The 26,415-nt window shown below is 72.4% G+C and carries 21 protein-coding genes; 10 read left to right on the top strand and 11 right to left on the bottom strand.

Features of this window, described 5'->3' with window-relative positions:
• Nucleotides 1-17: 17 nt before the first annotated feature.
• A complete protein-coding gene (locus ACFLFB_RS13620) occupies nucleotides 18-1,511 on the top strand; it encodes a S8 family serine peptidase (RefSeq protein WP_392542721.1) in 1,494 nt (497 codons plus the stop codon).
• A gap of 70 nt (nucleotides 1,512-1,581) precedes the next feature.
• Here the strand turns inward: ACFLFB_RS13620 and mnmA are convergent, their stop codons facing one another.
• The 10 genes from mnmA to ACFLFB_RS13670 form a co-directional block, all read right to left on the bottom strand.
• Nucleotides 1,582-2,664: a tRNA 2-thiouridine(34) synthase MnmA gene (gene mnmA, locus ACFLFB_RS13625; RefSeq protein ID WP_392542722.1), complete on the bottom strand. Its 1,083-nt coding sequence runs from the start codon at nucleotides 2,662-2,664 to the stop codon at nucleotides 1,582-1,584.
• Nucleotides 2,664-3,848 carry a cysteine desulfurase family protein gene (locus ACFLFB_RS13630; protein ID WP_392542723.1) on the bottom strand — a complete coding sequence of 395 codons (1,185 nt, stop codon included), beginning with the start codon at nucleotides 3,846-3,848 and terminating at the stop codon, nucleotides 2,664-2,666. The genes mnmA and ACFLFB_RS13630 overlap by 1 nt, the downstream gene beginning before the upstream one ends.
• Before the next feature lie 28 nt (nucleotides 3,849-3,876).
• Nucleotides 3,877-4,356 carry an SRPBCC family protein gene (locus tag ACFLFB_RS13635; protein WP_392542724.1) on the bottom strand — a complete coding sequence of 160 codons (480 nt, stop codon included), beginning with the start codon at nucleotides 4,354-4,356 and terminating at the stop codon, nucleotides 3,877-3,879.
• 42 nt (nucleotides 4,357-4,398) lie between these two features.
• Nucleotides 4,399-4,791: a hypothetical protein gene (locus ACFLFB_RS13640; RefSeq protein ID WP_392542725.1), complete on the bottom strand. Its 393-nt coding sequence runs from the start codon at nucleotides 4,789-4,791 to the stop codon at nucleotides 4,399-4,401.
• A 10-nt stretch (nucleotides 4,792-4,801) separates the two neighbouring features.
• On the bottom strand, nucleotides 4,802-5,209 hold the full coding sequence (locus ACFLFB_RS13645) for a VOC family protein (protein ID WP_392542726.1): 408 nt from the start codon (nucleotides 5,207-5,209) through the stop codon (nucleotides 4,802-4,804).
• A 140-nt stretch (nucleotides 5,210-5,349) separates the two neighbouring features.
• Nucleotides 5,350-6,312, bottom strand: coding sequence for an electron transfer flavoprotein subunit alpha/FixB family protein (locus ACFLFB_RS13650; RefSeq protein WP_392542727.1), 963 nt, complete (start codon nucleotides 6,310-6,312; stop codon nucleotides 5,350-5,352).
• Between the two features lie 31 nt (nucleotides 6,313-6,343).
• Nucleotides 6,344-7,135, bottom strand: coding sequence for an electron transfer flavoprotein subunit beta/FixA family protein (locus tag ACFLFB_RS13655; protein WP_392542728.1), 792 nt, complete (start codon nucleotides 7,133-7,135; stop codon nucleotides 6,344-6,346).
• 146 nt (nucleotides 7,136-7,281) lie between these two features.
• Nucleotides 7,282-8,016 carry a hypothetical protein gene (locus tag ACFLFB_RS13660; RefSeq protein ID WP_392542729.1) on the bottom strand — a complete coding sequence of 245 codons (735 nt, stop codon included), beginning with the start codon at nucleotides 8,014-8,016 and terminating at the stop codon, nucleotides 7,282-7,284.
• A gap of 82 nt (nucleotides 8,017-8,098) precedes the next feature.
• Nucleotides 8,099-8,878, bottom strand: a complete 780-nt coding sequence (locus ACFLFB_RS13665) for an enoyl-CoA hydratase/isomerase family protein (RefSeq protein ID WP_392542730.1) — start codon at nucleotides 8,876-8,878, stop codon at nucleotides 8,099-8,101.
• The gene (locus ACFLFB_RS13670; RefSeq protein ID WP_392542731.1) at nucleotides 8,875-9,345 is read right to left on the bottom strand and encodes a T3SS (YopN, CesT) and YbjN peptide-binding chaperone 1; all 471 of its coding nucleotides are present in this window, start codon (nucleotides 9,343-9,345) and stop codon (nucleotides 8,875-8,877) included. Before ACFLFB_RS13670 ends, ACFLFB_RS13665 begins: the two co-directional genes overlap by 4 nt.
• Before the next feature lie 34 nt (nucleotides 9,346-9,379).
• Between ACFLFB_RS13670 and glgX the strand changes: the two genes are divergently transcribed.
• Both glgX and ACFLFB_RS13680 read left to right on the top strand, forming a co-directional pair.
• A complete protein-coding gene (gene glgX / locus ACFLFB_RS13675) occupies nucleotides 9,380-11,539 on the top strand; it encodes a glycogen debranching protein GlgX (protein ID WP_392542732.1) in 2,160 nt (719 codons plus the stop codon).
• Nucleotides 11,540-11,649: 110 nt separating this feature from the next.
• The gene (locus ACFLFB_RS13680; protein WP_392542733.1) at nucleotides 11,650-12,540 is read left to right on the top strand and encodes a phytanoyl-CoA dioxygenase family protein; all 891 of its coding nucleotides are present in this window, start codon (nucleotides 11,650-11,652) and stop codon (nucleotides 12,538-12,540) included.
• A gap of 85 nt (nucleotides 12,541-12,625) precedes the next feature.
• On the opposite strand, the gene ACFLFB_RS13685 is transcribed toward ACFLFB_RS13680, so the two are convergent.
• Nucleotides 12,626-13,162 carry a hypothetical protein gene (locus tag ACFLFB_RS13685; RefSeq protein WP_392542734.1) on the bottom strand — a complete coding sequence of 179 codons (537 nt, stop codon included), beginning with the start codon at nucleotides 13,160-13,162 and terminating at the stop codon, nucleotides 12,626-12,628.
• A 75-nt stretch (nucleotides 13,163-13,237) separates the two neighbouring features.
• On the opposite strand from ACFLFB_RS13685, the gene ACFLFB_RS13690 reads away from it, so the two are divergent.
• The 7 genes from ACFLFB_RS13690 to pgm all read left to right on the top strand — a co-directional run bounded on the left by ACFLFB_RS13690 (nucleotide 13,238) and on the right by pgm (nucleotide 26,380).
• Complete coding sequence (locus ACFLFB_RS13690) at nucleotides 13,238-14,548, top strand: alpha-hydroxy-acid oxidizing protein (protein ID WP_392542735.1); 1,311 nt, start codon at nucleotides 13,238-13,240, stop codon at nucleotides 14,546-14,548.
• Nucleotides 14,549-14,660: 112 nt separating this feature from the next.
• Entirely contained in the window at nucleotides 14,661-17,201 is a 2,541-nt protein-coding gene (locus ACFLFB_RS13695) for a glycogen/starch/alpha-glucan phosphorylase (RefSeq protein ID WP_392542736.1), read from the top strand.
• Between the two features lie 73 nt (nucleotides 17,202-17,274).
• Complete coding sequence (locus tag ACFLFB_RS13700; protein WP_392542737.1) at nucleotides 17,275-19,302, top strand: maltotransferase domain-containing protein; 2,028 nt, start codon at nucleotides 17,275-17,277, stop codon at nucleotides 19,300-19,302.
• Nucleotides 19,303-19,316: 14 nt separating this feature from the next.
• The gene (gene treS / locus ACFLFB_RS13705; RefSeq protein WP_392545424.1) at nucleotides 19,317-21,053 is read left to right on the top strand and encodes a maltose alpha-D-glucosyltransferase; all 1,737 of its coding nucleotides are present in this window, start codon (nucleotides 19,317-19,319) and stop codon (nucleotides 21,051-21,053) included.
• Nucleotides 21,046-22,500 (top strand): maltokinase N-terminal cap-like domain-containing protein, encoded by a 1,455-nt coding sequence (locus ACFLFB_RS13710; RefSeq protein ID WP_392542738.1) that lies wholly within the window; start codon nucleotides 21,046-21,048, stop codon nucleotides 22,498-22,500. Before treS ends, ACFLFB_RS13710 begins: the two co-directional genes overlap by 8 nt.
• Nucleotides 22,497-24,719 carry a 1,4-alpha-glucan branching protein GlgB gene (gene glgB, locus ACFLFB_RS13715; RefSeq protein WP_392542739.1) on the top strand — a complete coding sequence of 741 codons (2,223 nt, stop codon included), beginning with the start codon at nucleotides 22,497-22,499 and terminating at the stop codon, nucleotides 24,717-24,719. Before ACFLFB_RS13710 ends, glgB begins: the two co-directional genes overlap by 4 nt.
• Nucleotides 24,716-26,380 carry a phosphoglucomutase (alpha-D-glucose-1,6-bisphosphate-dependent) gene (pgm, locus tag ACFLFB_RS13720; RefSeq protein ID WP_392542740.1) on the top strand — a complete coding sequence of 555 codons (1,665 nt, stop codon included), beginning with the start codon at nucleotides 24,716-24,718 and terminating at the stop codon, nucleotides 26,378-26,380. Before glgB ends, pgm begins: the two co-directional genes overlap by 4 nt.
• The last annotated feature ends 35 nt before the right edge of the window (nucleotides 26,381-26,415 follow it).

Here is a 26,415-nt window from a genome sequence, read left to right on the forward strand (position 1 = left end):
ACTCAAGGGAGAGCCACGTGACCCGCGTACCCCGCACCAGACTCCTCGGCACGGCGAGCGCCGCCGTGCTGGCGGCCGGAGCCGTCCTCGCCGGCGCCGCGAGCACCGCCACCGCGACACCCGCGGCGGCCGGTGCCGACACCACCTACCTCGTCCTCGCGCCGCAGGGCCAGGGCACGACGAAGGCCAAGGACCGCGTCACCGCGGCCGGCGGCACCGTCGTCGCCCGCTACGACGCGATCGGCGTCCTCGTCGCCCGCTCGACGAACAGCGCGTTCACCACGGCCGTCGCCGGCTCCGGCGTCGAGTCCGTCGCCTCGACCGCGGGCCTGGGCAGCCTGCTCGACGAGGGCGAGACCACCTCCCTCAGCGCGCAGGACGTCGCCGACGCCGCGGGCAACCCGACGGCTGAGCCCCTGTGGGCCAACCAGTGGGACATGCGCCAGATCGACGTCGACGACGCGCACGCCGTGACGACGGGCAGCCCCGACGTCACCGTCGGCGTCCTCGACAGCGGCATCTCCAGCACGCACCCCGACCTCGCGACCCAGATCGCCAAGGACAAGAGCGCCTCGTGCATCGGCGGCGTCGTCGACACGAGCGAGGCGGCGTGGAACCCCACGACCTCCGACCACGGCACGCACGTCGCGGGCACGATCGCCGCAGCCATCAACAACGTCGGCATCGCGGGCGTGGCCCCGGGCGTCAAGGTCGCCTCGGTGAAGGTCGTCTCCGACGCCGGCTACATCTACCCCGAGGCCGCCGTCTGCGGGTTCATGTGGGCCGCCGACCACGGCATGCAGGTGACGAACAACAGCTACTACATCGACCCGTGGGAGTTCAACTGCAAGAACGACCCCCGCCAGCGTCCGGTGTGGCAGGCCGTGCAGCGCGCGATCCGCTACTCGCAGAACAAGGGCGTCCTCACCGTCGCCTCGGCGGGCAACAGCAACGTCGACCTCCAGCACAAGTTCGTCGACGACGCGAGCCCCAACGACGGCAGCTCGCCGGTGGAGACCCGCACCATCAACGGCGCGTGCGTCGACCTCCCGGCCGAGGCCCCCGGCGTCGTCACCGTGTCGGCCACCGGCCCGACGCAGCAGAAGTCGTACTACTCGTCGTACGGCCAGGGCGTCGTCGAGGTCGCGGCTCCCGGCGGTGACACCCGCTTCCGCACCCAGGGTGCCAAGTCCACCCCGACCGACGGCATCCTGTCGACCACCTTCAACACGGTGACCCGCACCAACGGCTGGGGCTACAAGCAGGGCACCTCGATGGCCGGCCCGCACGTCGCCGGTGTCGCGGCCCTCGCCGTCTCGGCGCACCCGGAGATGCAGCCGGGCCAGCTGGCGTCCTTCCTCCAGCGCACGGCGTCGCCGCTGGCGTGCCCCTCGGGCACGTACAACCCGACGCCCGCGCTCGGGACCGCGTACGTGGCCACCTGCTCCGGCGGGGCGAAGAACGGCTTCTACGGCGCCGGTGAGGTCAACGCCTTCCGCGTCGTGAGCTGACGCAGCACCCGCACCACCGCGCCGGCCGGTCCCGTCAGGGGCCGGCCGGCGTCGTCGGTGGCACCGGTCCTCAGGCGCGGGAGGTGGCGCGGATGGTCGCGGAGCCGATGACGCGCGTCCCCTCGTAGAGGACGACCGACTGCCCCGGGGCGACCCCGCGGACCCGGCGGTCGAGGACGACCCGCAGCGCGTCGCCCTCCCCCACCTGCGCGGTGGCCGGGACCTCCTCGCCGTGAGCGCGCACCTGGGCGCCGACCCGCACCGAGCCGACCGGCGGTGGGCCGCACCAGCGCAGGTGCTCGCCCTCGACGACGTCGACGCCCAGCAGGTCGGCGGTCCCGATGACGACCCGGTTGGCGGGGGCGTCGACCTCCACGACGTAGCGCGGGTCGCCGTCCATCGAGGAGCGGTCGAGGCCGAGGCCGCGCCGCTGGCCGACCGTGAAGCCGTGCGCCCCGGTGTGGGTGCCGACCACGGCACCGGTGGTGGCGTCGACGAGCGCGCCCTCGCGCTGCCCCAGCCGGCGGTCGAGCCAGCCGCGGGTGTCGCCGTCGGGGATGAAGCAGATGTCGTGGCTGTCGGGCTTCTTCGCCACGGCGAAGCCCCGCTCGGCCGCCTCGGCGCGCACCTGCGGCTTGGTGGAGTCGCCGAGGGGGAAGAACGCGCGGGACAGCTGCTCGGCGTCGAGGACGCCGAGCACGTAGGACTGGTCCTTGGCGTGGTCGACCGCCCGGTGCAGCTCGCGCCCCGACGGCCCCTCGACCACCCGCGCGTAGTGCCCGGTGGCCACGGCGTCGAAGCCCAGCGCCACGGCCTTGTCGAGCAGCCCGGCGAACTTGATCCGCTCGTTGCACCGCAGGCACGGGTTCGGCGTGCGGCCGGCGGCGTACTCGGCGACGAAGTCCTCGACGACGTCGCGCTCGAACCGGCTGGCGAGGTCCCACACGTAGAACGGGATGCCGAGCCGGTCGGCGACACGGCGGGCGTCACCGGCGTCCTCGATGGTGCAGCAGCCGCGGGCACCCTCGCGCAGCGTCGCCGCGGAGCGCGACAGGGCCAGGTGGACCCCGACGACCTCGTGGCCGGCCTCGATCATCCGCGAGGCCGCGACCGCGGAGTCGACCCCGCCGGACATCGCCGCGACGACGCGCATCAGCGGAAGCCTCCCGCCCGTCGGGCGCGCTCGACGACGCCCGGGAGCGCGGCGAGGACGGCGTCGACGTCGGCGTCGGTGGAGGTGTGCCCGAGGGAGAGGCGCAGCGCCCCGCGCGCCTCGGCCTCCGGGTAGCCCATGGCGAGCAGGACGTGGCTCGGTTGCGGCACCCCGGCCTGGCAGGCCGACCCGGTGCTGCACTCGACGCCGGCGGCGTCGAGGAGGTAGAGCAGCGAGTCGCCCTCGCAGCCGGGGACGAGGAGGTGGGCGTTGCCGGCGAGGCGGCGGGCGGCGTCACCAGCGGTCCAGCAGCCGCTGACCGAGATGCCCAGCCCGAGGGCGAGGGCGCCCTCGCACAGCCGGTCGCGGAGCGTCATGACCCGCTTGGTCTCGACGTCGCGCGCGCCCACGGTCGCCTCGAGGGCCACCGCGAGCGACCGGATGGCGGGGACGTCGAGGGTGCCGCTGCGGACCTGGCGCTCCTGCCCACCGCCGTGCGCGAGCGGGACCAGCCGGGCGTCGCGGCGGGCGAGCAGCGCACCCACCCCGAGGGGGCCGCCGACCTTGTGGCCGCTCACGGTCATCAGGTCGGCGCCGGACTCGTCGAAGCGGACCGGGAGGTGCGCCACGGCCTGCACGCCGTCGGTGTGGAACGGGATGCCGTGCTCGTGGGCGACGGCCGCGAGCTCGGCGACCGGCTGCACCGTGCCGACCTCGTTGTTGGCCCACATCACGCTGACGAGGGCGACGTCGTCGGCGCGGGCTGCGAGCACCGCGCGCAGGTCGTCGACCGAGACGTGGCCGCAGCGGTCGGGCTCGAGCCACGTGACCGACGCACCCTCGTGCTCGACGAGGTGCTCGACGGGGTCGAGGACGGCGTGGTGCTCGATGGCGCTGACGACCAACCGGGTGCGCGCGGGGTCAGCCGTCCGCCGCGCGGCGTGGGTGCCCTTGACGGCGAGGTTGTCGGCCTCGGTGCCGCCGGAGGTGAAGACGACCTCGCTCGGCCGCGCGCCCAGCACGGCCGCGATCCGCTCCCGCGACTCCTCGACGACGGCGCGCGCGGCGCGGCCCGAGGTGTGCAGCGAGGAGGCGTTCCCGACCTTCGCGGCCTGCTCGACGAGCGCCTCGACCGCGGCGGGCAGCATCGGCGTGGTCGCCGCGTGGTCGAGGTAGTGGGTCACGACCGTCCAGTCTAGGTCGGCCCGGGCGTCAGGCCCGCCCCGCACCCGTGGCGCCGTCGAAGGATGCCACGAGCGCCTCCAGGGTCGCGGTGCGCTCGCGCCGCGCGATCATCCCCAGCACCGGGGTCGCCGGGCGGTAGGCGCCGTACGTGACCAGCCGGGCGCGGTGGCGCACGCGCGTCTCCCGCTCACCCACGGCCTCGAGCGTGTAGCCGGGCCACCCCTCCGCGTTCAGCCGCCCGGACCTCGAGCGGTCCCACCAGTGGTAGACGATGGTGCGGGGCCGATCGAACTCCACGACCTCGCCGGGGGTGGGACCGAACCTGGTCTTGTCGAGGTACGTCGTCCCGAGCCCGGGCTCACCCGGCGAGGTCTGCTGCGTCCCCCCGAGGATGCTGCCCTTGCGGGGCATCCACGCGTTGTGGCCCTCGATGTCGGCGAGCCGGGCGAAGACCTCCTCGACGGGCGCCTGGACGACCCGCACCAGCTCGAACTCGACGACACCCATGCGCTCATGGTGGGGCCACGGTGCCCGCGACTCAAGGCCGCGTCACGGGCCGGCCGCGGGAGTCGGGGTCACCGGCACCGCCGGGTCAACGCCCGCGGTCCCCCGACGGACGAGCCAGAGCCCGGCGCCGGCCATCAGCAGGGCGACGACGACGAACGGCCACGGGCTGTACTGCTCGCCGCAGGAGGACGACGTGGCCGTGGTCTCGCAGACGCGGCCCGGACCCGAGCGGTTGAGGAAGGCCAGCCACAGCGGAACGAGCGACCCGCCGAGCAGCAGGCCCGGCAGGATCCCCGGCCGCAGCCGAGCCGACCACAGCCCGATGGCCCCGAGCACGAGCACCACCGGCAGCACGAACACCCCGATGGTCAGCAGGGCCGCGACGCTGAACGCCCCCAACGCCCCCACGAGCGCCCACCACAGCACGCTGACCACGGCGTCCTCCTCAGCCGACGAACACGCAGAACGGGTGACCGGACGGGTCGGCGAGGACGTAGAGCGGCTCCTCCTCGTCGTCGGTGCGGTCGAGCAGCAGCGTGGCCCCGAGCGACTCGGCCTCGGCCCGCGCGGCCTCGAGCGCCGCCACGTCGGGGACGGTGAGGTCGAGGTGCAGCTGCATCGGCACCTCGTGGCTCGGCCACGTCGTGCGGGTGAGGCTCTCGACCTGCTGGAACGCCAGGGACCGGCCGCCGTCGGCGCCGGTGAGGACGAGCCAGTCGGCGTCGTCGGCACCCTCCTGCGGCGGCTCGTCGCCCGGCCGGTACCGCAGGCCGAGGAAGCGGTGGTAGAACTCCGCGAGCGTGCGGACGTCGGTGGTGTCGAGGACGGTGTGCAGGATCGTCGGGTGCGTCATCGAGGCCTCCCCTCACGTGGACTCCCCCGACGCTACTCCCGCCCACCGACGCCGAAGGGGCGACCGGATCGGTCGCCCCTCCTCGGCCGCGGCGGACCGCGGCCAACCGCCTCGTGAGCGGTGGTCGTGTGCGTGAGGGGTCAGCTCCCCTTGCGCTTCCTGACGTCCTCGGTGGCCTGCGGTAGGACGGCGAACAGGTCGCCGACCACGCCGAAGTCGACGAGCTCGAAGATCGGCGCCTCCTCGTCCTTGTTCACGGCGATGATCGTCTTGGACGTCTGCATGCCGGCCCGGTGCTGGATGGCCCCGGAGATGCCGGCGGCCACGTACAGCTGCGGCGAGACCTGCTTGCCGGTCTGGCCGACCTGGTTGCTGTGCGGGTACCAGCCGGCGTCGACCGCGGCGCGCGAGGCGCCGACGGCGGCACCGAGCGAGTCGGCGAACGCCTCGACCGGGCCGAAGTCGCCGGCGGTGCCACGGCCACCGGAGACGACGATCGCGGCCTCGGTGAGCTCGGGGCGGCCGGTGGCGGCCTTGGGCTTGGTGTCGGTGACCTTGGCGGCCTTGGCGGCGTCGCTGACGGTCGCCTCGAACGCCTCGACGGCACCGGCGGCCGGCGCGGCCTCGATGGCGGCGGAGTTCGGCTTGACCGCGATGATCGGGGTGCCCTTGGTGACGGTGGCGGTGACCGTGTAGGAGCCGGCGAACACCGACTGCGTGGTCTCCACGCCACCGCCCTCGCCGGCGCGGACGTCGACGGCGTCGGTGATCAGGCCCGACTCGGTCTTGATGGCCAGGCGCGCGGCGATCTCCTTCCCGGCGGCGTTGCTCGGCAGCAGCACGGCGGCCGGCTTCACCTTCTCCACGAGCTGGGCGAGGATCTCGGCCTGCGGCGCGACGAGGTACCCCTTGGAGTCGGCGTCGTCGACGACGTAGACCTTGTGGGCGCCGTACTTGGCCAGGGTCACCTGGGCCTTCTCGGCGCCGCCGCCGATGTGCACGGCGCTGGGCTCGCCGAGGCGGCGGGCGAGGGTGAGCAGCTCGGCGGTCGCCTTGCGCAGGCGGCCGTCGGCGTGGTCGACGAGGACGAGTACCTCAGCCATGGTGGTCTCCTAGGTCTCTTCGAGCCGGGGCTCAGACGAACTTCTGGGCGGCGAGGAACTCGGCGAGCCTGGTGCCACCGTCGCCCTCGTCCTTGACGATCTGGCCCTGCTCGCGCGGCGGCCGCTTGGTGAACGACACGACCGAGGTCCAGGCGGCGTCGAGGCCGACCTGCGAGGCGTCGACGCCGAGGTCGGCCAGGCCCCACTGCTCGACCGGCTTCTTCTTCGCGGCCATGATCCCCTTGAACGAGGGGTAGCGCGGCTCGTTGATCTGGTCGGTGACCGACACCAGCGCCGGCAGCGCGGCCTCGATGGTCTCCGAGGCGGTGTCGCCGTCGCGGCGGATCGTCACGGTGCCCTCGCCGACGGTGAGCTCGGAGGCGTAGGTGACCTGCGGCAGGCCGAGGCGCTCGGCGAGCATCGCGGGCACGACGCCCATGACCCCGTCGGTGGACGACATCCCGGTGAGGACCAGCTCGGGCGAGCCGTCGGTGGCCTTCTTCACGGCCTCGGCGAGGACGAGCGAGGTCGCGGCGGCGTCGGAGCCGTGGATCGCGTCGTCCTGCACGTGCACGCCCTTGTGGGCACCCATCTGCAGGGCCTTCTTGATGGCGTCGGCGGCCGACTCGGGGCCGACGGTGAGGACGGTGACCTCACCCTCCCCCGCGGCCTCGACGATCTTCAGGGCCTCCTCGACGGCGTACTCGTCGAGCTCGGACAGCAGCCCGTCGGAGGCCCCCCGGTCGACGGTCTTGTCGGACTCCTGGAACGTGCGCTCGGACTGGGCGTCCGGGACGTACTTGACGCAGACGACGATGTTCATGCGTGCCTCGTCCTCTTCCTTCACTCGGGGCTGGGCGCGCCCGGCGGTCGTGGCCCGGGCATCGACGGCCATCCTCTCAGCAGGTGAGCGCCCGTTCACCACCGGAGCGGCGTGACGGTCGCCACCCCGTGACCGGCGCCACGTCCTCAGAAGCGGGTGCGGTAGTACCCCTTCGTCGCGGTGACGACGACGGCCAGCTCGGCGTCGGAGTCGCGCAGGGACCGGAGGTCCTCCGGTGCGTACCAGTCGTCGGCGAGGACGTCGTCGAGCCAGATCCCCCCGTCGGCCAGCGCCTCGACCGAGACCCCGGTGTCGCTCGTGGAGGTCGGCGCGACCTCGACGGTGACCTCGTCCGGGCAGTCGTACCGGGCCGACGGCAGCCCGGCCGCTCCCTCCCGCTGCACGTTGGGGTTGTCGCCGCGCCAGTACTCGTCGCGGACCCGGTCCAGCCCGCCCCATGTCGTCGGCTCGCACCCGAGGCCGCGCAGGGTCGCGTCGAGCGCGGTCAGCCCATCGGCGACGTCCGCACGGTCGGTCGCGAGGACCACCATGCGGCTCGCCGCGACCTCGCACTCGTGCGAGTAGGTGTCCTTGCGCTTCCAGTCGTTCTGCCCCGTCCGGCAGCCGTCGACCGTGCCGCTGCCGATGACGCGACCGTCGACCGAGGCCCGGTCGGCGAGCCCTGCCACCACCGGCGTCGCGGCGGCCCTGGCCCGCGTCGCCTCCTCGCCGTGCGGTTCGAAGTCCTCGCTGAACAGGGTGCAGCCGAACACCGAGCACCACGAGATGGTCGCGACCGCCCCGAGGCCCAGTGTCGCGACGGCCAGGGTGACGAGCACGACCTTCAGCACGCGGCGGGGCCGGAGGGCGGTGTCGGACATGCCCCGATCCTGCCCGCACCGCGGGCGTCGCGCCTGAGCACGAGGGCCCAGGCGCGACGCGCGACGGTGGTGGAACGGCTGGTCAGGCGCCCTCGAAGGGAGCCGGGCCCTTGCCCTTGTCGACGAAGTGGCGCATGCCGATGGCGCGGTCACGGGTGGCGAAGGTGCCGGCGAACAGGATGCGCTCGATCTCCAGCCCCGTCTCGAGGTCGACCTCGAGGCCGCGGTCGATGGCCTCCTTCGCGGCGCGCACCGCGTAGGAGGGACCGCCGACGTAGCGGGCGACACGCGCCCTCGCCGCGGTGTAGACGTCGGCCGCGGGGACGACCTCGTCGACGAGCCCGATGGCGAGCGCCTCGGCGGCGTCGACGAACCGGCCGGAGAACACGAGGTCCTTGGCCCGGGCCGGGCCGACGAGCCGCGCGAGGCGCTGGGTGCCGCCGGCCCCCGGGATGATGCCGAGGCTGATCTCGGGCTGGCCGAGCTTCGCGTCCTCGGCGACGACGCGGAAGTCACAGGCCAGGGCGACCTCGCAGCCACCGCCGAGCGCGTAGCCGGTGATGGCGGCGACGGTCGGCTTGGGGATGGCGGCGATCGCCTTCGTGAACTCCTGGAGCAGGACGGAGCGGTCGACCATGTCGGTGTACGACATCGTCTCCATCTCCTTGATGTCGGCGCCGGCGGCGAAGACCTTCTCGCCCCCGTAGACGACGACGGCCGCGACGTCCTTGCGGGTGGTCGCCTCGGCGGCGACCGCGAGCAGTCCCTCCTGGATCTCGGCGTTGAGCGCGTTCATCGGCGGGCGGTCGAGGCGGATGGTGCCGATGCCGGCCTCGACCTCGAGGCGGACGAGGTCGGTCACGACGAGGCCCCGTCGGGCTCACCGGTGGTGGGGTCGATGCCCTGCACCCGCTGGTGCCAGATGTGGACGCCGGAGAGGATCACCTGGATGGAGACCTGCACGAGGTGCGTGAGGTCGGAGCCGGGCGTGACGACGTGCTCGCCGGTGACGACGAGGGTGGTGCCCGCGACGCCGCTCTTGACGCAGTTGAGGTTGAGGTTGAGCTCGTTGCAGGTCTCGTAGAGCTTGACCCGGTCGGCGAGGAGGTCCTCCTGGATCTGCCACTGGCCGAACACGCGCATGATCTGCACGTCGCCCTCGGAGCACCGCACGAAGAGCTGCTGGTCGTTGACCATGAAGGCGACGTCGCCGTCGGAGTCGATGTTCGGGGCCACCCCGAGGTCGACGAGCGCGTCGAGGACCCGGCCGCGCACCGGGTGCTCGTCCGGGGGCGGGGGAAAGTTGGGGAGCGACGAGGGATCGGTCATGGGACCACCGTAACGACTCACTAGGCTCCCCTCCATGCCGCGCTCCCCCCGCCCCGCCCCGCCCCCGGGACCGCTGACGCGCGACCTCCCGCCGGCTCCCGGAGTCACCCTCGTCGACGGTGGCGCGGACGTCGCCGTGTACGCCGGGCACGCAGACGGCGTCGAGCTGTGCCTGTTCGAGCCGGGTGACGTGGCGGGCGGGACCGAGCGTCGGATCCCCCTCCTCGAGCGGGCCCACGGCTGGTGGTTCGGCTTCGTCCCGGGCATGGGCCCGGGCCAGCGCTACAACCTGCGGGTCGACGGCGCGTGGGAGCCCGAGCAGGGCCTGCGCCACAACCCGGCCAAGCTCCTCCTCGACCCGTACGCCCGCGCCGTCGAGGGCGAGGTCACGTGGGGCCCGGAGGTGTACGGCCACACCGTCGACGCCGACTGGCACGGCGACGCGCTCAACCGCTCCGACCTCGACAGCCGCGCGAACATCCCGCGGTGCGTCGTCGTCGACGACGAGTTCGACTGGGAGGACGACCGCCCGCCGGGGCACTCGCGCAGCGACTCCGTCCTCTACGAGATGCACGTCAAGGGCCAGACCAAGCTGCACCCCGGCGTCCCCCCGGAGCTGCGCGGTACCTACGCCGGCCTCGCCCACCCCGCCTCGCTCGCCCACCTCACCTCGCTCGGCGTCACCGCGGTCGAGCTGCTGCCCGTGCACGCGTTCACCCACGAGCCGCACCTCGTGCGGATGGGCATGACCAACCACTGGGGCTACAACACCCTCGGCTTCCATGCACCGCACGCGGCCTTCGCCGCGGCCGACGACCCCCAGGGCGTCGTCGACGAGGTCAAGGGCATGGTCAAGCTGCTGCACCGCGAGGGCATCGAGGTCATCCTCGACGTCGTCTACAACCACACCGCCGAGCAGGACCGCGCCGGGGCCACGCTGTCGTGGCGCGGCCTGGACCAGCGGGCGTACTACCGCCTCGACGAACGCGGCCGCGACATCGACGTCACGGGGTGCGGCAACACCCTCGACCTGCGCCACCCGGTGGTGTGCCGGATGGTGCTCGACAGCATGCGCACCTGGGTGCAGGAGTACCACGTCGACGGCTTCCGCTTCGACCTCGCCGTGGCCCTCGGGCGGGGCCGCGGCGACGACTTCGACCCCGACCACCCCTTCCTCGTGGCCCTGCGCACCGATCCCGTGCTCTCGGCGGTCAAGCTCATCGCCGAGCCGTGGGACCTCGGCCTGCACGGCTGGCGCACCGGCCAGTTCCCGCCGCCGTTCATGGAGTGGAACGACCGCTACCGCGACGCCGTGCGCCACTTCTGGGTGGGCGACCGCCGGGGACAGGCCCACGGCGAGCCCGGCCGCGGCATCCAGGAGCTCGCCACCCGGCTGGCCGGCTCGCGCGACCTGTTCGGCGACCGCGACCGCGGCCCCACGGCCTCGGTCAACTTCGTCACCGCCCACGACGGCTTCACCCTGGCCGACCTCACCACCTACGACCGCAAGCACAACGAGGCCAACGGCGAGCACAACCGCGACGGCAGCAACGGCAGCATCTCGTGGAACCACGGCGTCGAGGGCCCCACCGACGACGCCGCCGTCCTCGACGCCCGGGCCCGGACCATCCGCAACGTCCTGGGCATCCTCCTGCTCTCCACCGGCGTGCCGATGATCACCGCCGGCGACGAGATGGGCCGCACCCAGGGCGGCAACAACAACGCCTACTGCCAGGACAACGAGATCTCGTGGGTCGACTGGGACCTCGCGCCGTGGCAGGCCGACCTCCTCGAGACGACCCGGCGCCTCCTCGCGGTGCGCCGCGACCTCCCGGCCCTGCGGCAGCGCGGCTGGGCCCTCGGCCGCCAGGTCCACGACGACGGCACCCGCGACATGGAGTGGTTCGCCGCCGACGGCGACCTCATGGGCCACCGGTGGGACGACCCCGGGGTGCGCGTCGTGCAGATGCTCGTCGCAGGGTCCTGGCTGGGCGCGCCGTCGGCACTGCTCGTCGTCAACGGCGGCCCCGACGAGGTCGAGGTCGTCCTCCCGCCCCCGCCGGGCGGGAAGGGCTACCGCCTGCTCTGGGACAGCGCCGACCCGACCCCGCAGCCGCCCGCCGACACCGATGCCGCCGACCCCGGACCGGTGGCCGTCCCGGCCACGAGCCTGCGGGTCTACGCCGCCTGCTGAACGGCCGCGCCTAGACTGGCCGGCAAGGACGCGGCCGCCCGACGGGACCGGTCGGACCGCAGCGGATGGGTGCCCCCGCGACCCGGGCACCAGTTGGGAGCACCACACGCATGACCGCGACCACGTCAGCCGCCACGGGGTTCGAGCCGCTCGACCCGGCGATCCGCGAGCAGTACGACCGTGACGGCTATGTCGTCATCCCGAACGCCCTCGCCGAGGACGACCGGGCGTACTTCGAGGACGCCGTCGACCGGATCTACGCCGAGGAGGAGGCCGCGGGCGAGCTGCGCCCCGACCGCTCCATCCACGTCATGGGCTGGCTCCACAAGGACCCGCGCTTCGTCGAGCTGCTCAGCTGGCCCACGACCTTCCCCTACATCTGGGGAACCATGGGCTGGAACATCTACACGCACCACAACCACATCGACGTCAACCCGCCCAAGGACGAGCCGCCCTTCTGGAACTGGCACCAGGACGGCTACCGGCAGAACTCCGACATCGACATGGACGTGCGTCCGATGTTCATGACGAAGATCTGCTACGCCCTCACCGACCTCTCGGAGCCGGGCTACGGCAACACCAAGGTCATCCCGGGCAGCCACAAGAACAACACCCTCTCCGGCCGCCCGGAGAAGGAGGGCGACCCGATCATCGAGCCCGAGGGCGCCACCGAGGTGCTGCTCAAGCCCGGCGACGCGTTCATCTTCGACCGCCGCCTGTGGCACAGCCGCTCGATGAACAAGAGCGAGCGCATCCGCAAGCTGATGTTCATCGGCTACACCTACCGCTGGATCCGCCCGCTCGACGAGGCCGTCGCCGACCAGGGCTCCGAGTGGTTCGCCGGGCTGACACCGCTCCAGAAGCAGCTGCTCGGCTACGGCCCCGACCACGCGTCGTTCTGGGGCATCAAGCAGAGTGGCTGGATCGACTACGAGATCCCGCTCGCCGCCGAGCTCAAGGAGCGCGGCCTGCTCGACCGCGCCATCCCCTACCTGCGCTGACTCACCCGAGCGCCCGCGACGCCCCGGTCCTCACGGCCGGGGCGTCGCCGCGTCCTGAACCGCGGCCCCCACACACCCACACCCCTCAGTCGGAAGCGGGGGCGATCCAGCCGGCGCGGGCGACACGGTGCAGCAGGACCACCGTGAGGATGCCGACGAGCACGTTCGCGAGGACGCCCACCGGGTACGCGATGCCGACCGGCGTGGCCACCGCGACGATGCCGATGACGACCACCGCCCCCGTGACGAGCACGGCGGTCCGCAGCGGCGCGGCCCAGCGCAGGGTGTCGGCGGCATCGTCCGGCGCGACGGCCAGCAGGCCGGTGAGCACCTGGTGGACCACGACCACGAAGGCGATCGCCGCGAGGAGGAACCCGGCGAAGAGCACCGGCGCCCACTGCGACCCGGCGAACAGCGGGGTGCCCGTGACGAGCGACAGCGGCGCCCCGGCGACGGCGGCGGCCCTCGCCCGGACGAACGCGGGGTGCACCGCGGCCGCACCGGTGAGGCCGTAGAAGACCCAGGCGTAGCCGACGAGGTCGGGCAGGACGTCCCAGCCGTACAGCGGGAGGTCGAGGACGACGACGAGCAGGCCCCAGGCGGCCCACGGGAACCGGGTCATGGCGCCACCCTAGGGCGACCCGACCGGCCCGCGTCCCCGGTACCACCGCAGCGGTCGATCCGGTAGACAAGCGGCATGCCCGACCTCGGCCGCGCCGCCCAGTCCGCCATCTACCGGGCGGGAAGCTTCGGCCGCCGCCCGCGGGTGCCCACCGACGGCACGGCCCTCGAGGACGCCGCGAGCCGGGTGATGTCGAGGCGCGGCTTCGCGTACGTCGCCGGCTCCGCGGGCGGCGAGGCCACGGCCCGCGCCAACGTCGACGCCTTCGCCCGCTGGCAGGTCGTCCCCCGCGTCCTCGTCGACACCGGCGAGCGCGACCTGGGCGTCGACCTCCTCGGGCGCCGCCACCCCACGCCGTTCCTCGTCTCCCCGATCGGCGTGCTGTCGATGGCCCACGACGACGCCGACCTCGGCGTGGCCCGGGCCGCGCGCGAGCAGGGCGTCACCCCGGTCCTGTCCACCCAGGCGTCGGTCCCGATGGAGGTGGTGGCGGCCGAGCTCGGCGGCACCGGGCACTGGTACCAGCTGTACTGGAGCCGCGACGACGACCTCACCGCGAGCCTGGTCGGCCGGGCCGAGGCGAGCGGCGCGGAGGCCCTCGTCGTCACCCTCGACACCGCCTACCTCGGCTGGCGCCCGCGCGACCTCGACCTCGGGCACCTCCCCTTCGCCCGCGGCGAGGGCATCGCGCAGTACACCTCCGACCCCGTGTTCCAGCGGCTCGTCGCCCAGCGCGTGGCCGCCGCCCGGGACGCCGCCGAGGCCGGGGCGCCCGCCGAGCCCCAGCCCCGCCCCACGCCGGCCGCCGTGCGCACCCTGCTCAGCCTGAGCCGCAACCACCCCGGCGACCTGCGCGGCAACCTGTCCTCCCCCGAGCCACGCGCCGCGGTCGAGACCTTCCTCGACGTGTTCTCCCGCCCCTCGCTCACGTGGGAGGACCTGCCACGGCTGCGCGAGCTGACCTCCCTGCCGGTCGTCCTCAAGGGCGTCCTGCACCCGGACGACGCGCGCCGGGCGGTCGACGCCGGCGTCGACGGCCTCTGGGTCTCCACCCACGGCGGCCGCCAGGTCGACCGCTCGGTCGCCGCCCTCGACGCCCTGCCCGGGGTGGTCGAGGCCGTCCGCTCCGGCGGGTCGGGCCTGCCCGTGGTCTTCGACAGCGGGGTGCGCACCGGCGCCGACGCGTTCGTCGCGCTGGCGCTGGGGGCGACGGCGGTCGGCATCGGACGACCCCACGTCTACGGGCTGGCCCTCGGCGGCGCCGAGGGCGTGGCCGAGGTGCTGCGCAACCTCGTGGCCGAGCTCGACCTCACGATGGCGCTCACCGGCTGCCGCTCGCGCGCCGACCTCACCCCCGACCGGCTCGTGCGGACGCCCGCATCCTGAGCCGGTCCACCACGCCCGCGGAAGTGTGCAAGCGTTTCCGCGGGATGTTTGTACTCTGTCCCCGCACCACCGTCGCTGCGTCGCCGCACGCCAGTTCGAAGGACCCGTACCGATGACCGAAACCGTGCCCACCCGCGCCGTCGTCTCCGACGAGTCACCGTCGACCGATGCGCGCCGCATCGGCCCCGCCCACCGGACGAGCCACCCGCTGGCCTCCGGCCCGGTCGTCTCCCCGCCGGCCACGGTCGACGGCTTCGTCGAGGCCTTCCTCGCCGAGCTCAACTACGGCCAGGGCACGCTGCTCTCCCAGTCCACGCTCAACGACCAGTACCTGGCCCTCGCGCGCACCATCCGCCGCTACCTCATGGCCGACTGGCTCGAGACCGGCGCCCGCCGCCGCCAGGCCCAGCAGAAGACCATCGGCTACCTGTCCGCCGAGTACCTCCTGGGCCGCCAGCTGGGCAACAACCTCCTCGCGACCAACCTCCAGGACATCGCCGAGGTGGCGATGACCCAGTGCGGCATCGACATCGCGGCCCTGCGCGCCCAGGAGGTCGAGCCCGGTCTCGGCAACGGCGGCCTCGGGCGCCTCGCGGCCTGCTTCGTCGACTCGCTCGCGACGATGGACGTCCCCTGCATCGGCTACGGCATCCGCTACGAGTACGGCATCTTCCGCCAGACCTTCGAGGGCGACCGCCAGGTCGAGGTCCCCGACTCGTGGCTCTCGCTCGGCAGCCCGTGGGAGTTCCCGCACCCCGAGCGCCAGGTGCTGGTGAGCTTCGGCGGCCAGACGTCGACCACCACCGGTGAGGACGGGGTCGTCACCTCGACCTGGACCCCCGGGTGGCAGGTCATCGGCATGCCGTACCACTACATGGTCCCCGGCTACCGCAACGGCGTCGTCAACACCCTGCGCCTGTGGAGCGCCCGGGCCACCCAGGCGTTCGACCTCGCCATCTTCAACTCCGGCGACTACGCCGAGGCGGTGCGCGCCCAGACCTTCGCCGAGAACATCTCCAAGGTGCTCTACCCCGAGGACTCCACGCCCCAGGGCAAGGAGCTGCGCCTGCAGCAGCAGTACTTCTTCGTGGCCTGCTCGCTGCACGACTTCATCGAGAACACCATCCCGGCCGACTTCGACCTAAGCCGCCTCCCCGAGCGGATCATCTTCCAGCTCAACGACACCCACCCCGTCATCGCGATCCCGGAGATGATGCGGATCCTCGTCGACAAGAAGGGTTTCGAGTGGGACGAGGCGTGGGCGATCACCCGCAAGTGCTTCGCCTACACGTGTCACACGCTCCTGCCCGAGGCCCTCGAGGTCTGGTCGGTCGAGCTCCTGGGCAAGCTGCTCCCCCGGCACCTCGAGATCATCTACCGGATCAACGACGAGTTCCTCGAGGAGGTCCGCGAGGCCTTCCCCGGTGACGAGATGCGCGCCCGCCGCATGTCGATGATCGCCGAGCACCCCGTGCGCTCGGTGCGGATGGCGTACCTCGCCACCGTGGCCGGCGCGAAGGTCAACGGCGTCGCCGAGCTGCACAGCCAGCTGCTGCGCGACAAGGTGCTGCCCGACTTCTCGCAGCTGTGGCCGGAGAAGTTCACCAACGTCACCAACGGCATCACGCCGCGGCGCTTCGTGCGCCTCGCGAACCGCCGCCTGTCCGAGCTCGTCACCGACACGATCGGCGACGGCTGGGTCACCGACCTCGACCGCCTGCGCGAGCTCGAGCCGCTCGCCGACGACGCCTCGTTCCGCGAGGAGTTCCGCGCGGTCAAGCAGGCCAACAAGGAGCGGCTGTACGCCCTGCTGAAGGTCCGCGACGGCCTCGAGCTGCCCCGCGAGGCGATGCTCGACGTCATGGTCAAGCGCCTGCACGAGTACAAGCGCCAGACCCTCAAGCTGCTGCACATCGTCTCGCTGTACGACGACGTCCTCTCGGGCCGCGTCGCCGCCGAGGACGTCACCCCGCGCACCTTCGTCTTCGGTGCCAAGGCCGCCCCCGGCTACCACCTGGCGAAGGAGATCATCTTCCTCGTCAACGCGGTCGCCGACACCGTGAACTCCGACCCGAAGGTGGCCGGCCGGCTCAGTGTCGCGTTCCCCGCGAACTACAACGTCACCCTCGCCGAGAAGCTCATCCCCGCCGCCGACCTCTCCGAGCAGATCTCGCTCGCCGGCAAGGAGGCGTCGGGCACGGGCAACATGAAGTTCGCCCTCAACGGCGCCCTGACGATCGGCACCGACGACGGTGCCAACGTCGAGATCCGCCGCCTCGTCGGCGACGACCACTTCTTCCTCTTCGGGATGGACGAGCCGGAGGTCGAGCAGCTGCGCGCCCGCGGCTACAGCCCCGCCGCCGTCTACGAGGAGAACGCGCGCCTGCGCAGCACCATCGACCTGCTCGCGAGCGGCCACTTCACCGGCGGCGACCGCCAGGCCGTTGGCCCCGTCATCGACAACCTGCTGCAGCAGGACTCGTTCATGGTGTTCGCCGACTTCCAGGCCTACCTCGACGCCCAGGAGCGGGTCGACGCGGCCTACGCCGACCCGGACGCCTGGTCGCGGTCGGCCATCCTCAACGTCGCGCGCTCGGGGTACTTCTCCTCCGACCGCTCGATGCGCGACTACCTGTCGCGGATCTGGGCCTGACCACCGTCCGGGACCGTTCACCGGGCAGACGTGGGGCTGAACGCGAGGCGCCTGTCCGTGTAGGTTCGGTCGGGTGAGCGACGCCTTCCGGACCGCCCCCCCGCAAGCTCCGATCGGACGGATCCCCGTCCAGGACGTCAGACCCGTGGTCGACCACGGCGCAAGGCCCGCCAAGGCGGTCGTGGACGAGCGTTTCGACGTCTCGGCCACCGTGTTCCGCGAGGGCCACGACGCCGTGAACGCCTCCGTGGTCCTCACCGACCCCGACGGTGTCGAGCACGTGCTGCCGATGACGTGCACCAACCCCGGGCTCAACCACTGGGTCCGCTCGGTGGCCGCCGACCGCACCGGCTGGTGGTCCTACCGGGTCGAGGGCTGGTCCGACCCGTACGGCACCTGGGAGCACGACGCGACCATCAAGGTGCAGGCTGACGTCGACACCGAGCTGATGCTCGAGGAGGGTGCCCTCGTCCTCGAGCGGGCCCTCGCCGAGGTCACCCGCACGACCGAGCAGAAGGCGGTCCTCACCGCCGCGGTCACCGGGCTGCGCGACACGACGAAGCCGCCGGCGGTGCGGCTCAAGTCCGGCACCGACGCCGCCGTCGAGGACGAGCTCGGCGAGCGCCCGCTGCGCGACATGGTCTCCCCCTCCGCCGACCTGCCCCTGCTCGTCGAGCGCGAGCTCGCCCTGTCCGGCGCCTGGTACGAGATCTTCCCGCGCAGCGAGGGCGCCACGTACGACGACAAGGAGCACCGCTGGGCCACCGGCACGCTGCGCACCGCCGCGAAGCGCCTGCCGGCCATCGCGGCGATGGGCTTCGACGTCGTCTACCTCACCCCGATCCACCCGATCGGCCAGGCCGCGAAGAAGGGCCCGAACAACACCCTCGACGCGCGCCCCGAGGACCCCGGCAGCCCGTACGCCATCGGCTCCGCCGACGGCGGCCACGACGCCATCCACCCCGACCTCGGCACGTTCGACGACTTCGACGCCTTCGTCGCCGAGTCCGAGCGGCTCGGGATGGAGGTCGCGATGGACCTCGCGCTGCAGTGCTCCCCCGACCACCCGTGGGTGACGTCGAACCCCGAGTGGTTCACCACCCGCGCCGACGGCAGCATCGCCTACGCCGAGAACCCCCCGAAGAAGTACCAGGACATCTACCCGCTGAACTTCGACAACGACCCCGCGGGCATCTACGCCGAGGTCCGCCGCGTCGTGCAGGTGTGGATCGACCACGGGGTCAAGCTGTTCCGCGTCGACAACCCGCACACCAAGCCGGTCGAGTTCTGGCAGTGGCTGATCGCGGACGTCGCGAAGGACCACCCCGAGGTCATCTGGCTCGCCGAGGCCTTCACCAAGCCCGCGATGATGCACACGCTGGGCAAGGTCGGCTTCCAGCAGAGCTACACGTACTACGCGTGGCGCAACAGCGCGGCCGACCTGCGCGAGTACCTCACCGAGCTCTCGGGCGACGCCGCGACCTACATGCGCCCGTCGTTCTGGCCCACCACCCACGACATCCTCACGCCGTACATGCAGTTCGGCGGGCTCGGGGCCTGGAAGCTGCGCGCCGTCCTCGCGGCCACCCTCGTCCCCACCTACGGGATCTACACCGGCTACGAGCTGATGGAGCACGTCGCCCGTCCCGGCGCCGAGGAGCAGATCGACAACGAGAAGTACGAGTTCAAGAACCGCCGCTGGGAGGACTACGAGGAGGGCGGCGCCAAAGAGGGCCAGTCCCTGGCCGGCTACCTCACGCGCATCAACGAGATCCGTCGGGCCCACCCGGCGCTGCACCGGTTGCGCGACATCCGTTTCCACCACGTCGACGACGAGAACTTCCTCGCCTTCTCCAAGCGCCGGCGCCTCCCCGACGGCACCGACGACGTCGTGCTCGTCGTCGCCAACCTCGACCCGCACTCCACGCGGGCCACGACGCTGCGGCTCGACATGGCGGCCCTCGGCCTCGAGTCCGGTGACTCCTTCACCGCCCGCGACCTGGTCTCCGAGCAGGACTGGACCTGGCAGCGCGACAACTACATCCGGCTCGGGCCCGAGGTGGAACCCGTCCACGTCATCGCCGTGAGGAGGACCTGGTGAGCGCCATCGCCGGCATGGGCCACGGCCACGCGGGCCTGGGCATGAACCAGCCCGGCCTGCGCCACGACCCCGAGTGGTTCCGCACCGCCGTGTTCTACGAGGTGCTCGTGCGTGCCTTCGGCGACAGCAACGGCTCGGGCGAGGGCGACTTCGCGGGCATCGTCAACCGCCTCGACTACCTCCAGTGGCTGGGCGTCGACTGCCTGTGGCTGCCGCCCTTCTACGCGAGCCCGCTGCGTGACGGTGGCTACGACATCTCCGACTACACCCAGGTGCTGCCGGAGTTCGGCACGCTCCCCGAGTTCAAGGAGCTGATCAACCAGGCCCACGCCCGCGGCATCCGGATCATCACCGACTTCGTCATGAACCACACGAGCGACCAGCACCCGTGGTTCCAGGCGTCGCGCAGCGACCCCGAGGGCCCGTACGGCGACTTCTACGTGTGGTCCGACACCGACGACAAGTACACCGACGCCCGCATCATCTTCGTCGACACCGAGACGTCGAACTGGACCTTCGACCCCATCCGGCGGCAGTTCTTCTGGCACCGGTTCTTCGGCCACCAGCCCGACCTGAACTTCGAGAACCCCGCCGTCCACGAGGCGATGTTCGACGTCGTCCGGTTCTGGATGGACATGGGGATCGACGGCTTCCGGCTCGACGCCGTGCCCTACCTCTACGAGGAGGAGGGCCACAACGGCGAGAACCACCCCAAGACGCACGAGTTCCTCGCCCAGCTGCGGGCGATGGTCGACACCGAGTACCCGGGGCGCATCCTCCTCGCGGAGGCCAACCAGCCCCCGGCCGACGTCGTCGACTACTTCGGCACCGAGGAGGCGCCGGAGTGCCAGATGTGCTTCCACTTCCCCGTGATGCCGATGCTGTACTACGCGCTGCGCGAGGAGCGGGCGACGCCGATCATCGACGTCCTCGCCGGGACGCCGGACATCCCCGCGGGCGCCCAGTGGGGCACCTTCCTGCGCAACCACGACGAGCTGACCCTCGAGATGGTGACGCCGGAGCAGCGCGCCGCGATGTACGGCTGGTACGCCCCCGACCCGAGGATGCGGGCCAACGTCGGCATCCGGCGGCGGCTCGCCTCCCTCCTCGACGGCTCGCGCCCGGAGATCGAGCTGATCCACGCGCTGCTGCTCTCCCTGCCCGGCTCGCCGTGCCTGTACTACGGCGACGAGATCGGCATGGGCGACAACATCTGGCTCAACGACCGTGATGCCGTGCGCACCCCGATGCAGTGGACCCCCGACCGCAACGCCGGCTTCTCCACCGCCGACCCGGGCAAGCTCTACCTGCCGGTCATCCAGTCGCTCGTCTACCACCACAACCACGTCAACGTCGAGGCGCAGATGGCCACCGGGTCCTCGCTGCTGCACTGGGTGCGCGGCATGCTCTCGGTCCGCCGCGAGCACCCGGTCTTCGGGCTGGGCGACTTCACCGTGTGCGAGTCCACCCACGACCGGGTCCTCGGGTTCGTGCGCGTGGACCGTCGCGACCGCGACGCCGAGGACCGCTCGGCCCGGGCCGTGCTCTGCATCAACAACCTGTCGTCGAAGCCGCAGGCCACCACCCTGACGCTTCCGAAGGACCTCGCGGGGTCGTGGACGCGAGACCTGTTCGGCGGCACCGGTTTTCCCGACGTCGATGACGACGGCAACATCACCGTCACGCTCGGGTCGCGTGACTTCTTCTGGCTCGCGCTCGAGCCCCCGCCCGGGGGTGCCACCCGTGGCTGAGATCCACGACGCGACCATCACGCCGTCCAAGGTCGAGCTGCTCGAGGCCTGGATGGGTGACCAACGCTGGTACGCGGCCAAGGGCCGACGCCCCCGGCTGCGTCGCCTCGCGGCGTGGCGCCTCGACGACCCCGCGGGCGAGGTCGGCGTCGAGACGATCATCGTCGCCGACGAGGCCGGTCCCGAGACGGTCGTCTACCAGGTGCCGCTCACCTACCGCGGCGAGCCGCTGGGCAGCGCCGACCACGCCCTCGTCGGCACGATGGACCACTCGGTCCTCGGCCGCCGCTGGGTGTACGACGCCCCGCACGACCCGGTCTACGCCGCCCAGCTCCTCGAGCTCGTCCAGGGCCGCGTGTCGGCGCGGTCGTCGTCGGTCTCCGACGCCGACGAGCCCGCGGTCTCCGGTGTGCCGCAGGGCAGCTGGGACCGCGAGGTGCACGTCCGCACCTCGCGCGTGCTGTCCGGCGAGCAGTCGAACACCTCGGTGATCCTCGACGGCGACCTGCCCGACGGCCACCACACCCCGCTCATCGTCAAGGTCTTCCGGATGCTGTCCCCCGGCGACAACCCCGACGTCGTCCTCCAGGGCGCGCTCGTCGACGCCGGCTCGCGCCGCGTACCGGCGGTCGTGGGCGCGGTCGCCGGGGCGTGGCCTCACCCGGCCGCCGACGGCGACGAGCCGGCTCACGGCCACCTGGCGTTCTGCCAGGAGTTCCTCCCCGGTGTCGAGGACGCGTGGCGCGTGGCGCTGCGTGCGGCCGAGGAGGGCAGCGACTTCTCCGGACCCGCCCGCGACCTCGGCGAGGCCACGGCCGAGGTGCACCACGCCCTGGCCGAGGCCCTCGGCACCGAGCCGACCAGCCACGACCAGGCCGCGTCGATCGTCGCCGAGATGCGCGCGCGCTTCGACGCCGCGGTCGAGGCCGCCCCCGAGCTCGGCGAGGTCCGCTCGTCCGTGGAGGCCGTGCACCGCGCCGCCACCGACGCGAGCTGGCCTGCGCTGCAGCGCATCCACGGCGACTACCACCTCGGCCAGGTGCTGCACTCGGCCGAGCGCGGCTGGATCCTCCTCGACTTCGAGGGCGAGCCGCTGCGTCCCCTGTCCGAGCGCTCGCTCCCCGACCAGTGGGTCCGCGACGTCGCGGGCATGCTGCGCAGCTTCGACTACGTCGGCGGGACCCTCGAGCAGGTGCGGGGCACCTCCGCCCGCGCGTGGGTGACGTCGGCCCAGCAGTCCTTCCTCGACGGCTACGCGGCCCGCGCCGGCGACGACCCGCGCCGGCTCGGTGCGCTCCTCGCCGCCTTCGAGCTCGACAAGGCGATGTACGAGGTCGTCTACGAGGCCCGCAACCGACCGGGCTGGGTCGGCATCCCCCTCGGTGCGGTCCGCCGCCTCACCGCCCACTTCTCGACCTCCGCCCCCACGCAAGGAGACTCCCCGTGACTCCCACCCCCAGCCCCGAGGTCGGCGGCGCCATCACCGCGCTCGTCCAGGGCCGCCACCAGCAGCCGCACGACCTCCTCGGCCAGCACCTCGAGCACGGGGGGCTGCGCATCCGGGTCCTCAAGCCGCTCGCCACCTCGGTGCGCGTGCGCTTCGAGGACGACGAGGTGCTCGACCTCGCGCACGAGGCCGAGGGTGTGTGGACCGCCGTGCGCACCGACGCGCTTCGGACGATGGACTACCGGCTCCTCGTCACGTGGGCCGACGGCATCGAGCACGAGCAGGACGACCCCTACCGCTTCGCGCCCACGCTGGGCGAGGTCGACCTCCACCTCGTCAACGAGGGGCGCCACGAGGAGCTGTGGACCGTGCTGGGGGCACGCGTCCACGAGTACCCGGGCCCGCTCGGACCGGTGCGCGGTGTCGCGTTCGCCGTGTGGGCGCCGCGGGCGAAGGCGGTGCGCGTCATCGGCGACTTCAACGACTGGGACGGCCGCGTCCACCCGATGCGGCTCATCGGCGCCTCCGGCGTGTGGGAGCTGTTCATCCCCGACGTCGGCGTCGGCAGCATCTACAAGTACGAGATCCGCGGCGCCGACGACGTCGTGCGCACCAAGGCCGACCCGATGGCGCGGCGCACCGAGTGCCCGCCCAACACCGGCTCGGTCGTCGACGAGGCCGGGCACGCCTGGGCCGACGACACCTGGATGGAGGAGCGCGCCGGCCGCGACCCCCACCAGGGCCCGATGAGCGTCTACGAGGTCCACCTGGGCTCGTGGCGCCAGGGGATGTCGTACCGCGACCTCGCCGAGCACCTCGTCAACTACGTGTCCGACCTCGGCTTCACGCACGTCGAGCTGCTCCCCGTGATGGAGCACCCCTACGGGCCGTCGTGGGGCTACCAGGTCACCGGCTACTACGCCCCGACTGCGCGGTTCGGCACCCCTGACGACTTCAAGTACCTCGTCGACACGCTGCACCAGGCCGGAATCGGCGTCATCCTCGACTGGGTCCCCGGGCACTTCCCCCGCGACGCCTTCGCCCTCGCCCGCTTCGACGGCCTGCCCCTCTACGAGCACCCGGACCCGCGCCGCGGCGACCAGCCCGACTGGGGCACGCACGTCTTCGACTTCGGCCGCCTCGAGGTGCGCAACTTCCTCGTCGCCAACGCCGTGTACTGGCTCAAGGAGTTCCACATCGACGGGCTGCGCGTCGACGCCGTGGCCTCGATGCTCTACCTCGACTACTCGCGCAAGGACGGCGAGTGGATCCCCAACGTCCACGGCGGCCGCGAGCACCTCGAGGCGATCGGCCTGATCCAGGAGGCCAACGCGACCTCGTACAAGCTCGTCCCCGGCGCGGTGACGATCGCCGAGGAGTCCACCTCGTGGCCCGGTGTCACGAAGTCGACGTCGAGCGGCGGCCTGGGCTTCGGGCTGAAGTGGAACATGGGCTGGATGAACGACACCCTGCGCTACCTGCAGGAGGAGCCGATCCACCGTCAGTACCACCACAACCTGCTGACCTTCTCCCTGATGTACGCGTTCAGCGAGAACTTCGTGCTCCCGATCAGCCACGACGAGGTCGTCCACGGCAAGGGCTCGCTCGTCAACAAGATCCCGGGCGACCGCTACGACCAGCTCGCCACGGTGCGCGCGTTCCTCGCCTACATGTGGAGCCACCCCGGCAAGCAGCTGCTCTTCATGGGCTGCGAGTTCGCACAGCCCGGCGAGTGGGCCGACGGCCGCTCCCTCGACTGGTGGCTGCTCGACCACGCGGCGCACTACCGCGTGCACGCGCTGGTCAAGGAGCTCAACCGGGTCTACCGCGAGCACCCGGCCCTGTGGGCGCTCGACAGCCAGCCGGCGGGGTTCCGCTGGCTCGACGCCGACGACAACACCGGCAACATCCTGTCGTACCTGCGGTTCGCCGAGGCCGACGGCAGTGGCGACGTCGTGGCGACGCTCGTCAACTACGGCGGCGACGACAAGGCGTGGGTGCGCGTCGGCGTGCCGAGGGCCGGACGCTGGGAGGTCCTGCTCGACACCGTCGGGTTCGACGAGCACTCCTCCCCCAGCCAGGCCGGCGTCGTCCTCGAGGCGGAGCACACGCCGTGGAACGACCAGCCGTACTCGGTGACGGTCGGGGTCTCGCGGCTCTCCGCGGTCTACCTCGCCCCGGCAGCGGGTGCCACCTCCTTCGAAGGAGCCTCGTCATGAGCTCTCCCCGTGCCGGACAGCTCGCGCAGCCGTCCGACCTCGTCGACGTCGCCGCGCTGGTCACGGCCTACTACACGCGCGTTCCCGACCCCGAGGACGTCGACCAGCAGGTCGCGTTCGGGACCTCGGGGCACCGCGGGTCGAGCCTGCGCACCTCGTTCAACGAGGCGCACATCCTCGCCACGACCCAGGCCATCTGCGACTACCGCAAGGCGCAGGGCTTCGACGGCCCGCTGTTCATCGGGCGCGACACCCACGGCCTGTCCGAGCCGGCGTGGGCGTCCGCCCTCGAGGTGCTCGTCGCCAACGACGTCACGGTGCTCGTCGACGCGGCCGACCGGTACACCCCCACCCCCGCGGTCTCGCACGCCATCCTCGTGGCCAACCGCGGCAAGGTCACCGGCGTCGACGGCATGCCCGCGGGTGCCGGCCTCGCCGACGGCATCGTCGTGACGCCGTCGCACAACCCGCCGGCCGACGGCGGCTTCAAGTACAACCCGCCGCACGGCGGCCCCGCCGACTCCGACGCGACGAAGGTCATCGCCGCCCGGGCCAACGAGCTGATCCGCGGCGGCCTCGCCGACGTGAAGCGCGTTCCGTTCTCCCGGGCCCGCGCTGCCGTCTCGGCGTACGACTTCCTCGGCACCTACGTCGACGACCTGCCGAACGTCCTCGACATCGACGCCATCCGCGACGCCGGCGTGCGCATCGGCGCTGACCCGCTCGGCGGCGCGGCCGTCGACTACTGGGGCGCCATCGCCGAGCGCCACCGCCTCGACCTCACCGTCGTCAACCCGCTCGTCGACGCGACGTGGCGCTTCATGACGCTCGACTGGGACGGCAAGATCCGGATGGACTGCTCGTCCCCCTCGGCGATGGCCTCGCTCATCGAACGGCGCTCCGAGTACGACATCGCCACGGGCAACGACGCCGACTCCGACCGCCACGGCATCGTCACCCCGGACGCGGGGCTGATGAACCCCAACCACTACCTCTCGGTGGCCATCCAGTACCTCTACGGCGGCGCCCGTCCGCAGTGGCGGGCCGACGGCTTCGTCGGCAAGACCCTGGTCTCGTCCTCGATGATCGACCGCGTCGCCGCCGACCTCGGCCGCCGCCTCGTCGAGGTGCCGGTCGGCTTCAAGTGGTTCGTGCCGGGCCTGCTCGACGGCTCCGGCCCGTTCGGCGGCGAGGAGTCGGCGGGAGCCTCGTTCCTGCGCAAGGACGGCTCGGTCTGGACCACCGACAAGGACGGCATCCTGCTGGCCCTGCTCGCCTCGGAGATCCAGGCGACCACCGGCCGCAGCCCGAGCGAGCACTACCGTTCGCTCGTCGAGCGGCACGGCGAGCCGGCCTACGCCCGCATCGACGCCGCCGCCTCGCGCGAGGAGAAGGCCAAGCTCGCGGCCCTGTCCCCCTCCGACGTCACCGCCACCTCGCTCGCGGGCGAGGAGATCACCGCGCGGCTCACCGAGGCCCCCGGCAACGGCGCGGCCATCGGCGGGCTCAAGGTGGTCACCGAGTCGGCGTGGTTCGCGGCCCGCCCGAGCGGCACCGAGGACGTCTACAAGATCTACGCCGAGTCCTTCCGCGGCGCCGACCACCTCGCCCAGGTCCAGGCCGAGGCCAAGGAGGTCGTCTCCGCCGCCCTCGGTGGCTGAGCCGGCTACTGAGTGGTGTCGAGCGTCGCCACGCG

The organism is Oryzobacter telluris (assembly GCF_043099285.1).
In the GTDB taxonomy this organism is placed as follows: Bacteria; Actinomycetota; Actinomycetes; order Actinomycetales; family Dermatophilaceae; genus Oryzobacter; species Oryzobacter telluris.